The organism is Brotonthovivens ammoniilytica (assembly GCF_025566885.1).
Classification (GTDB): Bacteria; Bacillota; Clostridia; order Lachnospirales; family Lachnospiraceae; genus Brotonthovivens; species Brotonthovivens ammoniilytica.
Genome location: NZ_JAOQJQ010000001.1, coordinates 186,890 through 207,290 on the forward strand (window position 1 = coordinate 186,890; position 20,401 = coordinate 207,290).

Consider the following 20,401-nt stretch of genomic DNA (forward strand, 5'->3'; position numbering starts at 1 on the left):
TGATCAAAGGGGAAACAAATGGCAGTAAAGACAACATATGATGCCGGCAGTATTTCCGTGCTGGAAGGATTAGAAGCAGTGCGCAAGCGCCCGGGTATGTATATAGGAAGTGTGTCCAGAAAAGGTTTAAATCATTTGATTTATGAAATTGTAGATAATGCAGTGGACGAGCATCTTGCCGGGGCCTGTGACAGAATCCATGTAACACTTGAAAAAGACGGTTCCTGTACCGTGGAAGATAACGGCCGGGGAATTCCGGTAGGAATGCATGAGAAGGGGATGTCCGCAGCCCGTCTGGTATTTACCACACTTCATGCAGGAGGTAAATTTGATGATTCGGCTTATAAGACAAGCGGCGGACTGCATGGTGTGGGTTCTTCTGTTGTAAATGCATTATCTGTTTATATGGATGTGCAGATCAGCAGGGACGGAGCCGTACATCACGACCGTTATGAAAGAGGCATTCCGGTGGTTGCATTAGAAGACGGGCTTTTGCCGGTGCTTTCTAAAACCAGAAAGACCGGTACAAAAATTAATTTTCTTCCGGATCCGGAAATCTTTGAGCGGACAGATTTTAAAGGGGAGGAAGTAAAAAGCAGACTTCATGAGACAGCATATTTGAATCCTGATCTGACTATTATTTATGATGATCTGCGCCGGGAGACGCCGGAGCATGTGGAATATCATGAAGAAGAGGGGATTATCGGTTTTGTAAAGGATTTGAATAAAAAGTCTGAGGTGATACATGAGGTGGTTTATCTGAAGGGAGAGGCTGATGGGATTGCTGTGGAGGCTGCTTTTCAGTATACCAATGAGTTTCACGAAAATATTCTGGGGTTTTGTAATAATATTTACAATGCAGAGGGCGGAACTCACATTACAGGTTTTAAAACAACGGTTACAACAGTGATAAATCAGTATGCCAGAGAGCTTGGAATTTTAAAGGAAAAGGATTCTAACTTTACCGGGGCCGATGTGCGAAACGGGATGACGGCGGTTGTATCTGTAAAGCATCCGGCACCCAGGTTTGAAGGCCAGACGAAGACAAAGCTTGATAATCAGGATGCGGCCCGGGTAACCGGAAAGGTAACAAATGAAGAAATTCAGCTGTATTTTGATAAAAATCTGGAAGTTTTAAAATCGGTAATTGCCTGTGCGGAAAAAGCGGCAAAAATTCGGAAAACAGAGGAAAAGGCAAAAACAAATCTGCTGGTAAAACAGAAGTTCTCCTTTGATTCCAACGGCAAGCTGGCCAACTGTGAGAGCAGAGATGCGTCTGTCTGCGAAATATTTATTGTGGAGGGAGATTCTGCCGGAGGCTCAGCCAAGACAGCCAGAGACCGCAGCTTTCAGGCGATTCTTCCTATTCGGGGTAAGATTTTAAATGTAGAGAAAGCAAGTATTGACAAGGTGCTGGCCAATGCTGAGATAAAAACTATGATCAATGCTTTTGGATGCGGGTTTTCAGAAGGATATGGAAATGACTTTGATATTACGAAGCTCCGCTATGATAAGATTGTAATTATGGCCGATGCGGATGTGGATGGTGCTCATATTTCTACCTTACTTTTGACCTTGTTTTACCGTTTTATGCCGGAGCTTATTTTTGAAGGCCATGTATATGTGGCAATGCCGCCTCTGTATAAGGTGCTTCCCGCCAGAGGTGAGGAGGAATATCTGTATGATGATGCGGCTTTGGAGCGTTACCGGAAAAGCCATAAAGGTTCTTTTACACTGCAGCGCTACAAAGGATTAGGAGAGATGTCAGCTCAGCAGCTGTGGGAGACAACTTTAGATCCGGCTGCCAGGATGCTGAAACGAATAGAAATTGAAGATGCCCGTATGGCCTCAGATGTGACAGAAATGCTTATGGGAACCGATGTTCCTCCCAGAAAAGCGTTTATTTATGAACATGCCGGGGATGCAGAGCTTGATATTTAATAGACAGGAGATTGGAAAATGGAAACGCAGGAGCAGATTATCCGAACGGATTATGCGGAATTAATGCAGAAATCTTATATTGACTATGCCATGAGTGTAATTGTGGCCCGGGCGCTTCCGGATGTACGGGACGGATTAAAGCCGGTACAGCGCCGGACGCTGTACGATATGCATGAGCTGGGAATCCGGTATGACCGGCCGTATCGAAAATGCGCCAGAATCGTTGGCGATACTATGGGTAAATATCATCCTCACGGCGACAGCTCTATTTACGGGGCGCTGGTGGTGCTGGCCCAGGAGTTTAAAAACGGGATGGCGCTGGTGGACGGCCACGGTAATTTTGGTTCCATCGAAGGGGACGGAGCGGCGGCTATGCGTTATACAGAGGCGCGGCTGCAGAAAATTACGCAGGAAGCGTATCTGTCAGATTTAGATAAAGATGTGGTGGACTTTATTCCCAACTTTGACGCCACAGAGCAGGAGCCGGCAGTACTTCCGGTGAAGGTGCCCAATATTCTGATTAACGGAGCCGAAGGGATTGCCGTTGGTATGGCCACCAGTATTCCCCCTCACAATTTTGGTGAAGTAATTGACGGTGTCATTGCTTATATGAAAAATCCGGATATTACTACAGAAGAGATGCTTAAGATCATACAAGGACCGGACTTTCCCACAGGTGGAATTGTAGTAAATAAGGATGATCTTGCTGCGATTTACCAGTGCGGAAACGGAAAAATAAAAATCCGTGGGAAAGTAGAAATCGAGAAGATGAAAGGCGGAAAGGAACGTCTTGTAATTACTGAGATTCCGTATCCAATGGTGGGGGCTAATATCGGCAAATTCCTAAATGATGTCTATGGTCTTGTGGAAAGCAAAAAGACAACAGATATTGTGGATATTTCCAACCAGTCCTCTAAAGATGGAATCCGCATTGTGATTGAGCTGAAAAAAGGTGCGGATGCTCAGAATCTGTGCAATATGCTTTACAAAAAAACACGTCTGGAAGATACCTTTGGGGTGAATATGCTGGCCGTTGCCAAAGGAAGACCGGAGACTATGGGACTGGTGGAAATCATCCGCCACAATGTGAACTTTCAGTATGAGCTTGCCACAAGGAAATACAAAACACTGCTGGCAAAGGCGCTGGATAAAAAAGAAATCCAGGAAGGTCTGATAAAAGCCTGCGATGTGATTGATTTGATCATTGAAATTCTCCGGGGCAGCAAAAATATTAAACAGGCCAAAAACTGTCTGATTACCGGGGATACAGCCGGAATCAAATTTAAAACAAAGCTTTCAGAAAAAATGGCTTCCCAGCTTCGTTTTACAGAGCGTCAGGCTGCTGCTATTTTAGAAATGCGTTTGTATAAACTGATTGGCCTGGAAATAGAGGCTTTAATGAAAGAGCATGAAGAAACGCTGAAAAATATTGCGTTTTATGAGGATGTTCTGGGCAGCAGAGCCTCCATGGCAAGAGTAATTATCAAGGAATTAAAGGCTTTTAAGAAAGAGTATGCCATGCCTCGAAAGACTGTTATTGAAAATGCCAAAGAGGCAGTATACGAAGAAAAGAAAGTGGAAGAGATGCCGGTAGTATTTCTTATGGACCGGTTTGGATATGCAAAAACCATTGATGTGTCTGTTTATGAGCGGAACAAAGAGGCTGCGGACAGTGAGAATAAAACAGTGCTTACCTGCTTAAATACAGACAAAATTTGTATTTTTACCAACACAGGACAGATGCATCTGCTGAAAGTTTTAGATCTTCCCTTTGGAAAGTTCCGGGATAAGGGGATTCCCATAGACAATCTCAGCAATTATTCCAGCAGTGAAGAAGAGATTGTATTTATCAGCAGTCTTTTAGCCCTTAAGGATAAAAAGCTGTTGTTTGTAACGAAAGCTTCTATGCTAAAACAGGTGGACGGCTGCGAATTTGACGTGTCAAAACGGACCACGGCGGCTACAAAATTGAATCCGGAGGATACCTTGCTTGGAATTACACCTGTATCCGAACAGGATACTCTTGTGATGCAGTCTGAGAAAAATATGTTTTTAAGAATTGCAGTTCCAGAAATACCACAGAAGAAGAAAGCGGCAGTGGGAGTCCGTGGAATGAAGTTATCTCAGGGAGACGGGCTGGCGGCATTTTATGTTCTGGGTGAGGATGATATAAAAACTGTCACTGTCAAAGAAAAAGAAATATATTTAAACCGGCTGCACGTGGCGGGGAGAGACACCAAAGGGGTAAGGAAGTAGGCATTAGCCGGCCGAGCTCAAAAACGAAGCGTTTTTTCGCTCACGGCTTGCGCCGTATAGCTAAAATACCCCACAGTCCACCCGCGCTATTCCCAAAGGCACCTGCGGTGCAATCCTGCTGCTTCGCAGCAGACTTTGCTCATAAAACAGCGCTGTATCCGTCATCTGATGGTCATACAGCTCCTTGTGCAAGCACAAAGCTGCATGTCTTCAGATGACGTGTGAACTGGAGTTTTTTCTGGAAAATAAATTTTTCCCTCAAAGACTCTGTGTGATATTTTATCTGCATGGCTTTAGTTAAGAAAATATCAATGATTGACATAATGTGGGGTTTTATGATATTATACCACACAGACATAAATGAAACCGACATGCGTCGGTTTCATTTACGTTTGAAAGTGTGGCAGTAAATGTTTTGTGAGACATAATATTTGCTGCATAGTCGTAAGAAGGGAGAAATAAGAAAATGATTTGGTTAATTCCAATTGTCGGCATCATTGCTTTACTTGTTGCCGCAGGATTAGCTGCAAATGTTAAAAAACAGTCTGAAGGTACAGACAAAATGAAAGAAATTGCAGCAGCGATCCATGAAGGTGCTCAGGCGTTTTTAATGGCCGAGTATAAGATTTTGATTATCTTTATTGTTGTAGTATTTGTTGTAGTAGGATTTGGTATCGGATGGGATACAGCAATCTGCTTTATCATCGGTGCTGTTTTCTCTACCGTTGCAGGTTATTGCGGTATGAACGTTGCTACAAGAGCAAACGTAAGAACTGCAAATGCCGCAAGAGAAAAAGGTATGACTGCAGCTCTTCCAATCGCTTTTAGAGGCGGTGCGGTTATGGGTCTGTGCGTTGTAGGTCTGGGTCTGTTTGGAGCAAGTATCATTTATTTAATAACCAAAAATGATTCTATTTTATTCGGATTCAGTCTTGGAGCTTCTTCCATTGCTTTGTTTGCACGTGTTGGCGGCGGTATTTATACAAAGGCTGCTGATGTTGGTGCTGACCTGGTAGGTAAGGTAGAAGCAGGTATTCCGGAAGATGATCCCCGTAACCCTGCAGTTATTGCTGATAATGTAGGTGATAACGTAGGTGACGTTGCCGGTATGGGTGCCGATCTGTTCGAATCCTATGTTGGCTCTATTGTATCTGCAATTACACTGGGACTGCTTGCATATAAGACAGCTCCAAATCCAATGGCAGGTGCACTGTATCCGCTGCTTCTCTCAGCAGTAGGTATTATTGCTTCTATTATCGGTGTGTTCTTTGTTCGTGGTAAAGAGGGGTCTGATCCTCATAAATCACTGAAGCTTGGCAGCAATATTGCAAATATTATTACCGTTGTTATGGCAGTTGTTTTAAGTAAACCAATTCTTGGTTCTTTCATGCCATGTGGAGCTATTATCGCCGGTCTGATCGTTGGTATCCTGATCGGTTCTATTACAGAGCATTATACATCTGACAAATTTGGTCCTGTACATAAAATTGCAGAACAGTCTGAGACAGGTCCTGCAACCAATATTATCAGCGGTCTTGCAGTAGGTATGCATTCAGCTACTTTCCCGATTATTCTGATTGCGGTAGGTATTTTTGCATCTTATAAATTTGCAGGAATTTATGGTATCGCTCTTGCAGCAGTAGGTATGCTTGCAACAACAGGAAGTACTGTAGCAGTAGATGCTTATGGTCCAATCGCTGATAATGCAGGTGGTATCGCTGAGATGTCCGGATTAGATGACAGCGTTCGTGAAATTACAGATTCACTGGATTCTGTAGGTAATACAACAGCGGCTATCGGAAAAGGATTTGCTATTGGTTCCGCAGCTCTGACAGCTCTTTCTTTGTTTGTATCTTATTCAGAGGCGGTAGAATTAAAAGCAATCAGTCTTTTAGAGCCAACCGTTATTATCGGTTTGTTTATCGGAGCAATGCTTCCGTTCCTGTTCTCTGCAATCACAATGGAAGCGGTATCCAAAGCTGCTTACAAGATGATTGAAGAGGTGCGCAGACAGTTTAAAGCAGACAAAGGTATTCTGGAAGGTACAAGCAAACCGGATTACAAATCCTGCGTAGGAATTTCTACACAGGCAGCATTAAGGGAGATGCTTCTTCCTGGTATTATTGCAATTGTTGTTCCGATTATTGTAGGTGTTGTTTTAGGTGCAGCAGCATTAGGCGGACTGTTAGCAGGAGCTCTTGTAACAGGTGTTATGATGGCGATCTTTATGGCAAACGCAGGTGGTGCATGGGATAACGCAAAGAAATACATTGAAGGCGGACATCATGGCGGAAAAGGAAGCGAACCTCATAAAGCAGCAGTTGTAGGTGATACAGTAGGTGATCCATTTAAAGATACCTCAGGCCCATCTATCAACATTTTAATCAAACTGATGACAATCGTTGCTTTAGTATTCGCTCCATTGTTCCTTCAGATTGGCGGACTTCTTTAAAGTTTATGAAACGGGCGTGTTTGCTGACGCAGACATTACCAAAAGGGGAAAAGGCGGTATGTATATCGCCTTTTTCTTTTATGCAATAGGAGCGTGCGTTCCGCGAGAGCGAGACTTGAATCTTTGATTTATAAAGAAAATGAGGCAGTATATGAATTATCAGGAATCAATGGAATTTTTAGAAGAGATAAAAAAATACGGAAGCATTCTGGGACTTATGAGTATTCAGAATCTTATGAGTGAACTGGGAAATGTGCAGGAACAGCTTCCGGTGATTCATGTGGCGGGTACTAACGGAAAAGGTTCTGTTTGTGCCATGCTGTCTTCTGTTTACCAGCAGGCAGGATATCAGGTTGGACGTTTCTGCACGCCGGATGTTTTTTCTTATGAGGAAGAGTTTTTATATAACAATACTCCCATCAGCAGAGAGCGTCTGGCAGAAATTTTTACAACAGTCAGAAATGCCTGCCGGCGTCTCATAGGAAAAGGCTGTCCTCATCCTACCAGGTTTGAGGTGGAGACCGCTGCGGCCTGGCTCTGGATGTGGGAGGAGAAAATAGATCTTGCCATTATTGAGACCGGACTGGGAGGGGAGACGGATGCTACTAATCTGATAACAAAGCCTTTCGTCAGCGTGTTTTCATCTATAGGAATGGACCACATGCAGTTTCTTGGAAATACATTAGAGAAAATTGCATCTGTGAAAGCAGGAATTATCAAACAGGGCTGTCCTACAGTTAGTTCCTGGCAGCAGGAGGAGGCAGCCGATGTGATCAGATGCAGGGCCCGGCAGAAGAACAGCCAATGCATTTTTGCAGAAGAAAAATGGATCCGGGGGCTGAAATTTAAAAATGGAATGGCCTCTTTTTCTTATAAAGAACATGAAGATATAAAACTGCCTCTGGCCGGAGGCTTTCAGGTTCAGAATGCGGCCTGCGTGCTGGAAACTTTGGACTTGCTGAAAGAATATTTTCCGGTGAATGAGGCGCAGATTGTAAAAGGGCTAAAAGACTGTCTCTGGCCGGGAAGACTAGAAAAGATTGGAAGCAGACCAGATGTTTATATTGACGGCGCTCATAATACAGATGCCGCAGAAAAACTAAAAGAAACACTGGAAACCTGCTTTACAGAGAAGAGAATAGTCTATATTATGGGAGTATTAAAAGATAAGGAATATAAAGCGATTTCAGACATTATGTTTGGGCCCCATGATAAAGTTTTTCTTATAAAGCCGGAAAACCAAAGAGGGCTTGCTGCCTTTCGTCTGGAAAAAATATTATTGGAAATGCAGGTGGAGGCGGTAGTGAAAGAGCATGTAAAGGATGCCCTGGAGGCTGCCCTTCAAACGGTGGACAGCGGGGATATGATTCTTGCTTTTGGTTCCCTGTCTTATTTAAAAGAGGTGAAAGATGCTTATGGTCTGACAGGGCAGTAAGCGGCGAGGATATTATGAAATATGCAGAACGAATTATAAAGCATCCTGAATTTACAGCACTGCAAAAAAAAATCCGCAGGCTGGAAAAGGAAAGGATCTACTGTCATCATGAGCTGGAACACAGTCTGGATGTGGCACGTATGGCATGGATTTATTTTCTGGAGGATTGTCACAGGCGGGGACAGATTTTTCCGGAAAAGATTCTGGAAGAAAAAAAAGATGATATTTATACAGGGGCCCTGCTGCATGATATTGGGCGGGCAGGACAGTATGAAAGCGGTGTTCATCATTCTGTAGTGGGCCAGGAGATTGCCCGGCGTATTTTGTCAGATATTGGTTTTCCGAAAGAGCGGGAATTGAAGATTCTTAAAATGATTTCGGAGCATCACAAAGACGGGGCAGATTTAGAACAAGAATGTTTTTGGGCGGATATTTATATTAAAAAGGCCGATCATGACAGCAGAAACTGTTTTTTGTGTGAGGCGTCAGATAGCTGTAAATGGCAAGTAGAAGAGAGAAACAAAACCATTCATTGTTAAAACAGCTGTAAATCAGTAAAGTATTTGTCTGGTATTTTAGGAGGGCAAAAAGATATGCTTATTGGAAATAAAGAATTTGATACAGATCATCATACCTATATCATGGGAATCTTAAATGTTACACCGGATTCCTTTTCAGATGGAGGGAAGTTTAACAGTCTTGACCGGGCGCTGGCGCATGTGCAGCAGATGATAGAAGAAGGAGCTGATATAATTGATATAGGCGGCGAGTCTACAAGGCCCGGATATCAGAAAATTTCTGAGCAGGAAGAAATAGACCGGGCAGTTCCTGTAATCGAGGCTGTCCGGAAAAGATTTGACATACCGATCTCTTTGGATACTTATAAAAGTGCCGTTGCCAGAGAAGGACTTGCTGCCGGGGCGGATTTAATCAATGACATCTGGGGACTGAAATATGACAGCCAGATGGCGGATGTAATTGCGGAATCAAAGGCTGTCTGCTGTCTGATGCACAACAGAGAAACTGCCCGGTACAAAAGGTTTATGCCAGAGCTTTTGGATGATATGAAAGAATCTCTGGCAAAAGCCCAAAAAGCAGGGATTTCAAAGGAGAAAATCATTTTGGACCCCGGAATCGGATTTGGTAAAACCTATGAGCAGAATCTGACTGCTTTGAATCATCTAGAAGAATTAAAAGGGCTTGGATTTCCCGTTCTTCTTGGCGTTTCCAGAAAGTCTGTGATTGGTCTGACTCTGGATGTGCCCGCCGGTGACCGGCTGGCCGGGACTTTGGCTGCTACAGTGTTAGGAGTTTTAAAAGGCTGTGCCTTTGTGCGGGTTCATGATGTAAAAGAAAATCTTCATGCTGTTAAAATGACAGAAGCAATATTGAGAGGATAATTATGGATAAAATTAAAATTCAAAATCTGGAAGTTTTCGGGAAGCATGGCGTCTTTCAGGAGGAAAATACACTGGGACAAAAGTTTTTACTGAATGCAGTATTGTATACCGATGTCAGAAAAGCCGGGATGAGTGATGAACTGGCAGACTCCATTCACTATGGAGATATCTGCCACTATATGACAGATTTTATGCGGAATCACACCTTTAAGCTTATTGAATCGGCGGCTGAACATCTGGCAGAAGCGCTGCTGCTGAATATTAAGCATCTAAAGGCTATTGATCTGGAAATAAAAAAGCCTTGGGCGCCCATTGGGCTTCCCATCGAGACAGTTTCCGTAGAAATTCATAGAACATGGCACGATGTTTGTCTGTCCATCGGATCTAATCTGGGAGACCGCAGAAAAAATCTGGAGTTTGGAATCGGGCAGCTTAGACAGATGCCTTCTGCAAGAAATGTCAGAGTATCGACTTTTATAGAAACGCAGCCGTATGGTATGACAGACCAGCCTGAGTTTTTTAATGGAGCAGTCCGGTTTGATACGCTGTCAGAGCCAGAAGAACTGTTAAAGAAGCTGCATGAGATTGAGGCGGCCGCCAACAGGGAGCGGACGATACACTGGGGGCCAAGAACGCTGGATCTTGACATTATTTTTTGGGATGATTTGATTTATGAAAGTGATGATCTTATGATTCCCCATACGGATATGCAGAACCGGGACTTCGTGCTTCGTCCTCTGGCGCAGCTGTGCCCGGGAAAGGTTCATCCGGTTCTTGGTAAAACCGTGTTACAGATGCTTCAGGAAAAGGAGAGGGAAAGTAATGAGCAGACAGTATGATTATATTTTCTGGGATTTGGATGGGACCATTATGGATACTTTTGAGGGGATATCTGCGGGACTTCAATATGCACTGGCATTTTTCGGAATCCGGGAAACAGATGAAAGTATAATCAGGACATTTATCGGACCGCCGCTTCGGGACTCTATACCTCAAAGATATGCTTTGGATAGATACCAGACGGAAGTTGCAGTTGAAAAATACAGGGAATTTTACGAAGACGGGGGGATGTTTTTATGCCGTCCGTACCCGGGAGTTGTGAAGGTTCTGGAAAAATTAAAAAAACAAGGCTATCGGCAGATTGTAACGTCCTCCAAACCGGAAGTAATGTGCAGAAAAATATTGGAAAAGTTTAAGCTGACAGATTTTTTTGATGCAATTGTGGGAGCCAGCCTGGATGGAAAAATTGATACCAAACAGGAAGTTTTAGAGGAGGCATTTCGCAGAATGTCTTTGAACGATCGTTCCCGGGTAGTTTTGATTGGAGATACAAAATATGATGCCCAGGGGGCCCGGCTGGCCGGAATTGCCTGTATTGGAATTACTTATGGATTTGGAAGCAGACAGGATTTCTGTGAATATGAACCGGCAGCAGTATTTGATTCCATTGAAGAGGCAGAAGGATATATAAATAAAAACTAACAGATTGCTTCTAAAATGAAAAATCTGAATGGAGATCATGCAGATGAAGGATAAATTTACAATTGTAAAAGGAATGTTTATCAGCATACTATGCTATGCCCTGGTTACAACCGGAGTTTATACCGCTGTTACCCAGCTGGGCCCTGGCACAGGCAGCGAACATGCCATGCTTGCTCAGACCGGGGCTAATGTTTTAGGTCTGGCGGTGCTTCTGGTATGTTACCGGCGGGGAATGTTTTCTTTTTTTAAACAAAAGGCGGCGCCGGGAACAGGAGAGGCACTGATCTGGATTGTGATTTGTGTCTGCGCATCTGTTGTGCTGAATGATTTTCTGTCGGTATCGTTCCTTCAGGAGCTGTTTCCCTCCTGGCAGAGTACAGAGACGCTGATGTATTCAGACCGGCCGGTTTTTATTGTACTTGCGGCCTGTATCACAGGACCTGCGGCGGAGGAATTTTTATACAGAGGTGTTGTTTTTCAGGGGCTGAAAAAAATTGCAGGGTTCTGGCCGGGGGTATTTTTATCGGCATTTGTGTTTGGGCTGCTGCATATGAATCCTCTTCAGGGATTTTACGCCGGTATTTTGGGACTTTTATTTGCATTTTTATATCATCGGACCGGAAAGCTTTTGATGGCGGTCCTTGCCCATGCTCTGGTGAATACAATCAGTGTTGTACTGCATCTTACGGGGCTGTACAGGTATTATGGCAGTGAGAATACGGCTATGATCCTGATTTCATCGGCATCTGCAGCTATCTGCCTTCTGCTTTTATGGAAGCAGTTAAAAAAATATTTAAAAAGCAGGAAAACAGTTTGAATACTTTAAAATCACTTTATCAGACAAGAAGTGTGATAAAAAGATAGATAAAAGAATGGTTAACAAAAGAAAGTGAGGGAATGAGAATGGCAGCGATATTTTTTGATATAGACGGAACGCTGTGGGACAGGGAAAACCGGATACCTGAAAGCACAAAAGAGGCGGTGTTAAGACTTCGGGAAAAGGGGCATCTGTCTTTTTTATGCAGTGGGAGAACGAAAGCTTTGATCAGAGATGAGAAGCTGCTTGGCCTGGGGTTTGACGGTATTCTAGGTGGATGCGGCACCCAGATTGTATATCGGGGGGAGCGTCTGTTCTGCCATGAAATTGAAAAAGAGACGCTGATAAAAACCGTGAGGATTTTAAAAGAATGCAGAATGCCCATTTTGATGGAGGGGGAGACGTATATGTTTATGGATCCTGAAGTTGCTGCCAATCCCTATGGACGATATATTCAGGAGACCCTTGGGGAGTTTGTAAAACCTCTCACCGGGAATGAAGATCAGTGGAGGGCCAGCAAGCTTACCGTTATGATTCCGGGAGCGGATGTTGAGCGGGCAGAGCATCTTTTGAAGGATGATTATCAAATGCTGTGTCATGGGAAATGGGTGATGGAGCTTGTTCCAAAGGGTTTTTCCAAAGCAAAGGGTATTCAGAAGGTTTGTGAAGCCCTTGGTATTTCACGGGATGATACCGTTGCATTTGGCGACAGCATTAATGACAGAGATATGCTGGAATATGCAGCCTGCGGGATTGCCATGGGAAATGGTACAGAGGCTGCAAAAGAAGCGGCAGATTACATTACAGATGATATTCATCAGGACGGGATTTATCATGCCCTGGAACATTTTGGGCTGATTTAGTACTAAAAAGAAAGATTGCTGCATAGACTGGAAAGAGAGTCTGCTGTTTGTACAGGCCCGGAGGTTATTTTTGCATAGAAAAATAAAAAAATGAGGAAACAAGAGATTAAAAGAGTAAATAAAAGAAATAAATAGAATAAATGCCAAAAAACCGAATATAATCTGTTTGCACAAAAGTGGTAAAAAAACTATTATAGGTTCAACGGTTAGCACTCGTGAAAAGTGAGTGCTAATAAACAGAAGTGATGAGAGACAAATTCGAATCAAGGAGGAATTATTATGAAATTAGTACCTTTAGGTGACAGAGTTGTATTAAAACAGTGTGAGGCTGAGGAAACTACAAAATCAGGAATTATCCTTACAAGCGCTTCACAGGAAAAGCCCCAGGAAGCAGAAGTAGTGGCAGTTGGTCCCGGCGGTGTTGTAGACGGAAAAGAAGTTACAATGCAGGTGAAAGAGGGCGACAAAGTAATTTACTCCAAATATGCCGGAAATGAAGTAAAATTAGATGGTGAAGAGTATATTATTGTAAAACAGAACGATATCCTTGCAATCGTTGAATAATCCAGGTTTGAATTTATACAAATATAATATTTTGAAATTTCATTAGGAGGCTATAAAATGGCAAAAGAATTAAAATATGGATCAGAAGCCAGAGCGGCTTTAGAAGCAGGCGTTGATAAATTAGCAGACACAGTCAGAGTTACATTGGGACCAAAAGGAAGAAATGTTGTACTGGATAAATCCTTTGGAGCTCCGTTAATTACAAATGATGGTGTTACAATTGCAAAAGAAATCGAGCTGGAAGACGCTTTTGAAAATATGGGAGCTCAGCTTGTAAAAGAAGCAGCTACAAAGACAAATGATGTAGCAGGCGACGGTACAACAACAGCTACTGTTCTCGCACAGGCTATGATTAAAGAAGGAATGAAAAACCTGGCAGCAGGGGCAAACCCAATCGTAATGAGAAGAGGAATGAAAAAAGCCACAGAAGCAGCTGTTACAGCAATCGCTGATATGAGCCAGAAAGTAAACGGAAAAAATCACATTGCAAAAGTAGCTGCAATTTCTGCAGGGGATGAAGAAGTAGGAAACATGGTTGCAGATGCAATGGAAAAAGTTTCCAATGACGGTGTTATTACAATTGAAGAATCCAAAACAATGCAGACAGAGCTTGACCTTGTAGAAGGTATGCAGTTTGACCGCGGATATATTTCAGCATATATGGCAACTGATATGGATAAAATGGAAGCAGTATTAGATGATCCGTATATTCTGATTACAGATAAAAAAATCAGCAGCATTCAGGAGATTCTTCCATTATTAGAGCAGATTGTACAGTCCGGCAAAAAACTGTTAATCATTGCAGAAGATATTGAAGGCGAAGCGCTTACTACCTTAATCGTAAACAAATTGCGTGGAACATTCAGTGTAGTCGGCGTAAAAGCTCCGGGTTATGGTGACAGAAGAAAAGAAATGCTTCAGGATATCGCTATCTTAACAGGCGGTCAGGTAATCTCCGAAGAAGTAGGTCTTGAATTAAAAGAAGCTACTATTGAAATGTTAGGACGTGCAAAATCCGTAAAAGTTCAGAAAGAAACAACTGTTATCGTAGACGGTGAAGGTTCTAAAGACTCCATCTCTGCAAGAATAGCTCAGATCAGAGGACAGATTGAAGAGACAACATCTGATTTTGACCGTGAAAAATTACAGGAAAGACTTGCAAAACTGGCAGGCGGTGTAGCAGTTATCCGTGTGGGAGCAGCAACAGAAGCAGAAATGAAAGAAAGCAAACTCCGTATGGAAGATGCACTTGCAGCAACAAGAGCAGCAGTAGAAGAAGGAATCATCGCAGGCGGCGGTTCTGCATATATCCATGCACAGAAAGCAGTAGCAAAACTTGCAGAAACATTAGAAGGCGACGAAAAAACAGGCGCTAACGTTATTTTAAAAGCACTAGAATCACCTCTTTACTATATTACAGCCAATGCAGGATTAGAAGGCGCAGTGATTATCAACAAAGTGCGTGAATCAGAACCGGGCGTTGGATTTGACGCAGCAAAAGAAGTATATGTAGACATGGTAGAACAGGGTATCCTGGATCCGGTAAAAGTTACAAGAAGTGCATTACAGAATGCAACAAGTGTAGCATCTACCTTATTAACAACAGAATCAGTAGTAGCAGACATCAAAGAACCAGTACCTCCAATGCCGGCAGGCGGAGCACCAGGCATGGGCATGATGTAATCGGTAAAAAACCAGCGACGCACAAAATAAAAGAAAGGGAAATCCCCATCAGAGAGTTCACTCTCATGAGGGGGATTTCCCTTTCTTTTGTTTTCGTATGACGTAGTCATGCGGCATCGAGCGTTCTTTGAACGCGAGATAAGCGTCGCGTAAGTCGTGGCAGTATACCATGGTTACACGGTATCGAGCGTTCTTTGAACGCGAGATAAGCATCGCGTAAGTTGTGGCAGCAGAGCAAATTTTTACAACCTGAAGTTACAAATTATTCTCTTTTAACTGTTTTTCAAATAAGCGTTTTTTTGATACACTTTCAGTAAAGGAATCAGGTAACTGAAAAGTTATTATCCAATGAAGGGTTAACGAATCAAAGACTAGTATAAGAAAAGGAGAATATGTGATGCAGACAAACAAAGAAGCTTTACTGGCATTGTTCCGTGGAGAGAAGGCAGATTTTATTCCGGAAATTTATTCAACCATGAAGGATGTAGTGTTTCCAGGAGAACGTTTTATCGAATTAGGAGATAAGTTTGATCCTTATGGTACCGGTCCTGATGCCTGGGGAGTTCTGTGGACCAATCAGGGCCCGAATCCTATGATCGACGGAAATATGGTAGCAAAAGATTTTAAACTGTTTGATGATATGGATGAATGGAAAGAGAAAGTTAAATTTCCGCCATTGGATTTTATGCCTATTGAAGATATTTTTAAGGGAATGTGTCATGGTATGCATGTAAATCCTGAAACAGATGTGGTCAGCTGTCTCCTTCTGTCCGGTCAGTTTGAACGTATGAATCAGATGATCGGTATGGAAAATGCACTCTGTGCGTTTTATGAATATCCGGATGAGGTGCATAAATTTTTTGACGCTATGTGTGAATATAAGTTAAAATGTATTGATCTGGCATATAAATATCTGCATCCGGATATGATTCACATGCACGATGATTGGGGAACAAATGATAATATGTTCTTTTCACCGGATATCTGGAGAGAGTTTATCAAGCCAAATGAGAAAAAATATGCAGACCGGATTCATGAACTTGGCATGATTTATATGCATCATTCCTGCGGATATATCCAGCAGATCATTCCTGATCTTGTGGAAATTGGAGTTGACTGTATAGAGCCGGTAATGGTGAAAAATGATGTAGACTATATTTTGGATAATTTTGGTGATAAAATTACAGTAGTAGGAGGTCTGGACAACCAGAAAATGGAAGCTCCTGGTTCTACGGAAGAAGAGATTCGGGCTGAAATTAAAGCAAGAATGGACCGGTATGTAAATAAGGGCAGATACGTTCCATATTATATTCCTACAGACGAATCCAAATTTGGAATTTACATTGATGAAGTAAATAAATATGGAAGAATGATAGAATTGAAAAAATAAGCAGCTTTTCGGTTATACGAGACTGTGAAGAGAAGTTTGTAAATAAAATTTCTTCTATGATAATGAAGGGTAAAAGGCTACAGAAAATAGCACTTTTACCCTTGTTTTATATATAGCAGTTATTAAAAGGCATGTCAAGAAAAGGAATCTGCCGCCTGCAGGGTCTCAACATCCAGACAAATCAGACCGAGGTATAGTTGAAGGATATCTGACAGATCTTCAAAATGAATCGAGAATAGATTCTCCATGCGGTTTAGATGATACACAACATTATTGCGATGCATGTGAAGGTGTCCGGCGCAGGAATTTTTCTGGAGGTTGTGTTCTAGATAGCTGCTTAGGATTTTTAGATAATTTGTGTGTTTTTGCTTGTCGTGCTCCTTTATGTGGAGAATGCGGGAGTCTATGATGGATAAGCGGGAAAGTGCTCCCAGCTGGTGTCTGCAGGAATCATAGAGTCTGTAGTTTTTGTAAAAATAAAATGGCGGATTGGCCCCTGGGGGAGTCAACAGTAAAGGATTTGTATTTTTAGTAAATTGTGAGACAAGATTCAAGGTGGCATCTGTCTGTTTCTGGGCAGAAGAGAGTTCAAGAATCTGACGGAAAGGCAGACTGACTGCACATATTATATGATGTAACTTCAAATCTGCAGAAAATTGTTGATAGAGAAGGGGAAAAGATTCTGGATAAGAATGTTCTTGTATAGAGGAGTTATATAATAAAATCAGAATATGATTGTGGTAACGGAATACATAGGCATTTTCCAGATAATCCTGTATAGAGCGAATAAAGAAATCTTTAGACAGCTGCGAGGCGGCATCAAGTTTTAGCTGCAGAAGGAAAAATTGCGATTCAAAAGGAAGACCAACATAAGAGAGCCGGTCTTTTAATGAAGTAAGGTCTAAATCAGTTTCATTCATCAGGTCATTGAGCAGAGATTCGTATATATAGGAATGATTGAGATAAGATTCCTGTTTTCTAATCAAGAGGATCGAAACATTTTCCAGAAAATTCTCCATGAGATGCTGATAGAACGTAAGATGCTCCATAGAAGGAAGCAGGAATACGCAATAGCCGCAGCAGCTTTGATTCTTTTCAATTTTGTGAATTATACTGGCATGTGTCAGTTCCGAGTTAGATTCAATGATATATTTTTGATTTTTGATTCGTTCAATCATGTTCAGACGTTCAAAAGTAGCCAGAGTCTGGGAAGGCAGAGAGCCCAGTGTCGTGGCGCTGGAAAAGACGGGATCTTCCAGATTGATATTCTGGCTGTATGCAAGTACTTTCAGACTGTTATCATAGATAATGGCGGGTAAATTAAGAAGGGCTTCACTGATATTCATCATATCCTGGAGCTCTTTTTGCTCAATTAAACAGTTGTTCATATCACGATCCCAATTCTTATAACGGATATAAATGGACTGTAAAGAGTTGAAGATAATCGCAGGTTCTGAATCTGTCTGAATCGTAATAACTGGAAAACCCTCTGGCGGAAGTATGGTCCTGCATACATAGATAAGTGCCAGGTGAACCGGCACTTCTTCTGAAATAATAGGATGTCCTTCCTGGGAAAAATACAGGTAGGAAATATCAGTCAGTTCCTTCTGGTAGGGAAGCAGTCGAATTCCTTCGAAGGAGTCTAGGTGATCTGTACAGTTGTTTGTAATAGCAATATCTTTATGTTCTTTTTGTAATTCTGTTAAAAGCATTGTTAATGTAATCTTCATGAAATTTTCCTTTTGTCTCATAAATTTATTCATAATATACGAAAGAACCTGTATTTATTATACAGGAAAATGGAATAGGAATCAAAACATATGTATTGTTAAAAATAACAAAGTAAGAGAAAAAATCAAAAGTAATATTTGTTTTTACACATAATGAAAAAAAATAAGGTTCAAACTACAATAAATTTATTGAGATAAGTAAACATCATAAAGACTGAAAAATTTGAATTAGAGCAATGCTGTTACACAAAAAGAAATGAATAGGAAGCAGGACAGTAAAAAGTAGTAGGAGGACAAGAGCAAATGAACAGAGTATGTGAAGTATTAAACATTGAAAAACCTGTAATTCAGGGACCAATGGCGTGGATTTCGACTGCACCGTTGGTAGCGGCAGTATCCAATGCAGGGGGACTTGGAATTCTCGGAGTAGGATTCGCGCCAGAACCATTTATTCGGGATCAAATTGTACAGACAAGAAAACTGACAGACAAACCATTCGGTATGAATACGATTATGATTCCAGATAATCTGGAACATATTACAACAATTATCTTAGATGAAAAACCACCAGTGGTTTATGCAGATACCATTGCCGGTCTGGATATGAAATTATGTAAAAAGTATTTTGATTTGTGGCATAGTGTGGGGTGTAAGGTCGTTGTCAAAGCTTCTTTTATTGAAGATGCTGTGATTGCAGAAAAAGCAGGAGCAGATGTGATGATTGTGAAAGGCTGGGAAGGCGGCGGGCATGTTACATTTGAAGCAACGACAGTGCTCGTACCACAGGCAGCGGACCTTATGAAAATTCCGGTTATTGCCAGCGGCGGATTAGCAGATGGAAGAGGTATGGCAGCAGCGATTGCACTTGGCGCAGAAGGATTTGAGATGGGAACTGCATTTATGGCAGCAGTGGAAACGACAGTGCATCCCAACGTCAAGAAGGCAGTTATTGAGGCAGGAGATATGTCGACTGTCATTACCGGATACTGTACCGATGAGCCTTGCCGTCAGATTAAGAATAAACTTGCTGATGAGATGATTGCAGTAGAAGCAAATAATACGAAGGCTGAGGCTGCTAAGAAGCTTCGTCCAATTGCAGAGAGCTCATTAAAGAAAGCAATGGCAGAAGGAGATATGATAGACGGTGCTGTTATGGCGGGTCAGATTACAGCTCTGGTGAAAAAAGAAAGAACCTCAGCAGCAATTATTGACGAGGCATTAGCAGAGGCAAAAGAGATTTTAGCACATATCAATGAATTTCAGTTTTAGATATAAGGGGGTAAAGTGATGGATAATATGCAGAAGTCAAAAGTTCTGGTCAGTGAAGAAGATCAGCAGAAAAGTTATTTTAAATACTATCTGCAGGAACTTGCACAGGCAGAGCCAGAACATTATGAGCGATTTTTAAAGGCACCGATTTCACCAGAACAGGCATTAGCATTTTCGGACAGAAATGGTCTATTTGAAAATATGGAGGAGAAAGCAGAGATTGGATACTGCATCATGCCGGATGGTACAGGATACATAGCAAATCTTACCAAAATGCCTGGAGTAACTACTGAAATGATAGACTGGTGGTTTGCATGGCATGGTCTGGATAATCTGCGTTATAAGATCTGGGATCCGGAAGACCATTATAAAGCAGAGACACAAAATAAAGTCCGGGCATTGGATTTAAGCTTAAGCTACCGGGAAAGATTATGGGATACGACACATGAGATTACAGAGGATACGGGTATGGGGCCTGACAATATTGTAATTAACTTTAAGTATCCGGGGGATGTAGGATATGATGTATCAAAAATTGGCACAAAAGCTTGTTCAACGCTAATTGTTGGAAAAGGATTTGGCAAAGGGCAGCCGCCGCTTGCAACAATTCCAACAATTATGACACATTTTGTACGAGAAGTAGAAGGCGGCATTGAGCTTCGTTCCAGATTTTGGATGGGATGGACTTATGAAAATGGAAGAGATGTGAAAATACTTCCGGAAGGTATGCGGGTTCCGCCCATGGGACCTATGTCACTGGGGGCGCATTGTATTAAAGAGTTTACAAATCTTGCAGCAATCCTTCCACAGGTATATGCGGAGGAAAAGGATAACTTTTAATGAAGGGAGATTCCTATGATTCAGACAAATCATAAAATTGAATTTGACAGCAGCAGATGCATCGGCTGTCAGATCTGCTATAAAGCTTGTTTTGTGGATGTCATCCGTTGGGATGAAGAAAATAAAAAACCAATTTTCAAATATGTAGAGGATTGTGAACATTGTAATTATTGTGAAGTGAAATGTCCTAAGGAATGTATTAAGGTCATACCGGATTATGCAAGTCAGAGCTTTCGTCAGACTTTCAACCGTTACAGTAAGTATTATAAGGGGGTGTAA

General features: G+C 42.0%; 17 protein-coding genes. 16 read left to right on the forward strand and 1 reads right to left on the reverse strand.

Annotated elements, in window-relative coordinates; genetic code table 11:
* Positions 1 to 18: 18 nt before the first annotated feature.
* From OCV88_RS00870 to OCV88_RS00930, 13 genes are all read left to right on the forward strand, one after another.
* The gene (locus OCV88_RS00870; protein WP_158423764.1) at positions 19 to 1,941 is read left to right on the forward strand and encodes a DNA gyrase/topoisomerase IV subunit B; all 1,923 of its coding nucleotides are present in this window, start codon (positions 19 to 21) and stop codon (positions 1,939 to 1,941) included.
* 18 nt (positions 1,942 to 1,959) lie between these two features.
* On the forward strand, positions 1,960 to 4,197 hold the full coding sequence (locus OCV88_RS00875; RefSeq protein ID WP_158423765.1) for a DNA gyrase/topoisomerase IV subunit A: 2,238 nt from the start codon (positions 1,960 to 1,962) through the stop codon (positions 4,195 to 4,197).
* 466 nt (positions 4,198 to 4,663) lie between these two features.
* Positions 4,664 to 6,649: a sodium-translocating pyrophosphatase gene (locus OCV88_RS00880; protein WP_158423766.1), complete on the forward strand. Its 1,986-nt coding sequence runs from the start codon at positions 4,664 to 4,666 to the stop codon at positions 6,647 to 6,649.
* Positions 6,650 to 6,800: 151 nt separating this feature from the next.
* On the forward strand, positions 6,801 to 8,084 hold the full coding sequence (locus tag OCV88_RS00885; RefSeq protein WP_262590566.1) for a bifunctional folylpolyglutamate synthase/dihydrofolate synthase: 1,284 nt from the start codon (positions 6,801 to 6,803) through the stop codon (positions 8,082 to 8,084).
* A 14-nt stretch (positions 8,085 to 8,098) separates the two neighbouring features.
* Positions 8,099 to 8,623, forward strand: coding sequence for an HD domain-containing protein (locus OCV88_RS00890; protein ID WP_158423768.1), 525 nt, complete (start codon positions 8,099 to 8,101; stop codon positions 8,621 to 8,623).
* Between the two features lie 54 nt (positions 8,624 to 8,677).
* Positions 8,678 to 9,484 (forward strand): dihydropteroate synthase, encoded by an 807-nt coding sequence (folP, locus tag OCV88_RS00895; protein ID WP_158423769.1) that lies wholly within the window; start codon positions 8,678 to 8,680, stop codon positions 9,482 to 9,484.
* A 2-nt stretch (positions 9,485 to 9,486) separates the two neighbouring features.
* Positions 9,487 to 10,323: a 2-amino-4-hydroxy-6-hydroxymethyldihydropteridine diphosphokinase gene (gene folK, locus OCV88_RS00900; RefSeq protein ID WP_158423770.1), complete on the forward strand. Its 837-nt coding sequence runs from the start codon at positions 9,487 to 9,489 to the stop codon at positions 10,321 to 10,323.
* Positions 10,307 to 10,966 (forward strand): HAD hydrolase-like protein, encoded by a 660-nt coding sequence (locus OCV88_RS00905; protein WP_158423771.1) that lies wholly within the window; start codon positions 10,307 to 10,309, stop codon positions 10,964 to 10,966. Before folK ends, OCV88_RS00905 begins: the two co-directional genes overlap by 17 nt.
* 43 nt (positions 10,967 to 11,009) lie before the next feature.
* On the forward strand, positions 11,010 to 11,783 hold the full coding sequence (locus OCV88_RS00910; protein ID WP_262590567.1) for a CPBP family intramembrane glutamic endopeptidase: 774 nt from the start codon (positions 11,010 to 11,012) through the stop codon (positions 11,781 to 11,783).
* Between the two features lie 86 nt (positions 11,784 to 11,869).
* Positions 11,870 to 12,646 (forward strand): Cof-type HAD-IIB family hydrolase, encoded by a 777-nt coding sequence (locus tag OCV88_RS00915; RefSeq protein WP_262590568.1) that lies wholly within the window; start codon positions 11,870 to 11,872, stop codon positions 12,644 to 12,646.
* A gap of 279 nt (positions 12,647 to 12,925) precedes the next feature.
* A complete protein-coding gene (gene groES, locus OCV88_RS00920) occupies positions 12,926 to 13,210 on the forward strand; it encodes a co-chaperone GroES (RefSeq protein ID WP_158423774.1) in 285 nt (94 codons plus the stop codon).
* Between the two features lie 57 nt (positions 13,211 to 13,267).
* On the forward strand, positions 13,268 to 14,893 hold the full coding sequence (groL, locus tag OCV88_RS00925; protein WP_158423775.1) for a chaperonin GroEL: 1,626 nt from the start codon (positions 13,268 to 13,270) through the stop codon (positions 14,891 to 14,893).
* A 397-nt stretch (positions 14,894 to 15,290) separates the two neighbouring features.
* On the forward strand, positions 15,291 to 16,283 hold the full coding sequence (locus OCV88_RS00930; protein ID WP_158423776.1) for a uroporphyrinogen decarboxylase family protein: 993 nt from the start codon (positions 15,291 to 15,293) through the stop codon (positions 16,281 to 16,283).
* 134 nt (positions 16,284 to 16,417) lie between these two features.
* On the opposite strand, the gene OCV88_RS00935 is transcribed toward OCV88_RS00930, so the two are convergent.
* Positions 16,418 to 18,013 (reverse strand): PucR family transcriptional regulator, encoded by a 1,596-nt coding sequence (locus tag OCV88_RS00935; protein ID WP_262590569.1) that lies wholly within the window; start codon positions 18,011 to 18,013, stop codon positions 16,418 to 16,420.
* A gap of 303 nt (positions 18,014 to 18,316) precedes the next feature.
* Between OCV88_RS00935 and OCV88_RS00940 the strand changes: the two genes are divergently transcribed.
* The 3 genes from OCV88_RS00940 to OCV88_RS00950 are packed head-to-tail and all read left to right on the forward strand — an operon-like array spanning position 18,317 to position 20,401.
* On the forward strand, positions 18,317 to 19,282 hold the full coding sequence (locus tag OCV88_RS00940) for a nitronate monooxygenase (protein ID WP_158423778.1): 966 nt from the start codon (positions 18,317 to 18,319) through the stop codon (positions 19,280 to 19,282).
* An 18-nt stretch (positions 19,283 to 19,300) separates the two neighbouring features.
* Positions 19,301 to 20,122, forward strand: a complete 822-nt coding sequence (locus OCV88_RS00945) for a DAPG hydrolase family protein (protein WP_262590570.1) — start codon at positions 19,301 to 19,303, stop codon at positions 20,120 to 20,122.
* A gap of 15 nt (positions 20,123 to 20,137) precedes the next feature.
* Positions 20,138 to 20,401 carry a 4Fe-4S dicluster domain-containing protein gene (locus tag OCV88_RS00950; RefSeq protein ID WP_158423779.1) on the forward strand — a complete coding sequence of 88 codons (264 nt, stop codon included), beginning with the start codon at positions 20,138 to 20,140 and terminating at the stop codon, positions 20,399 to 20,401.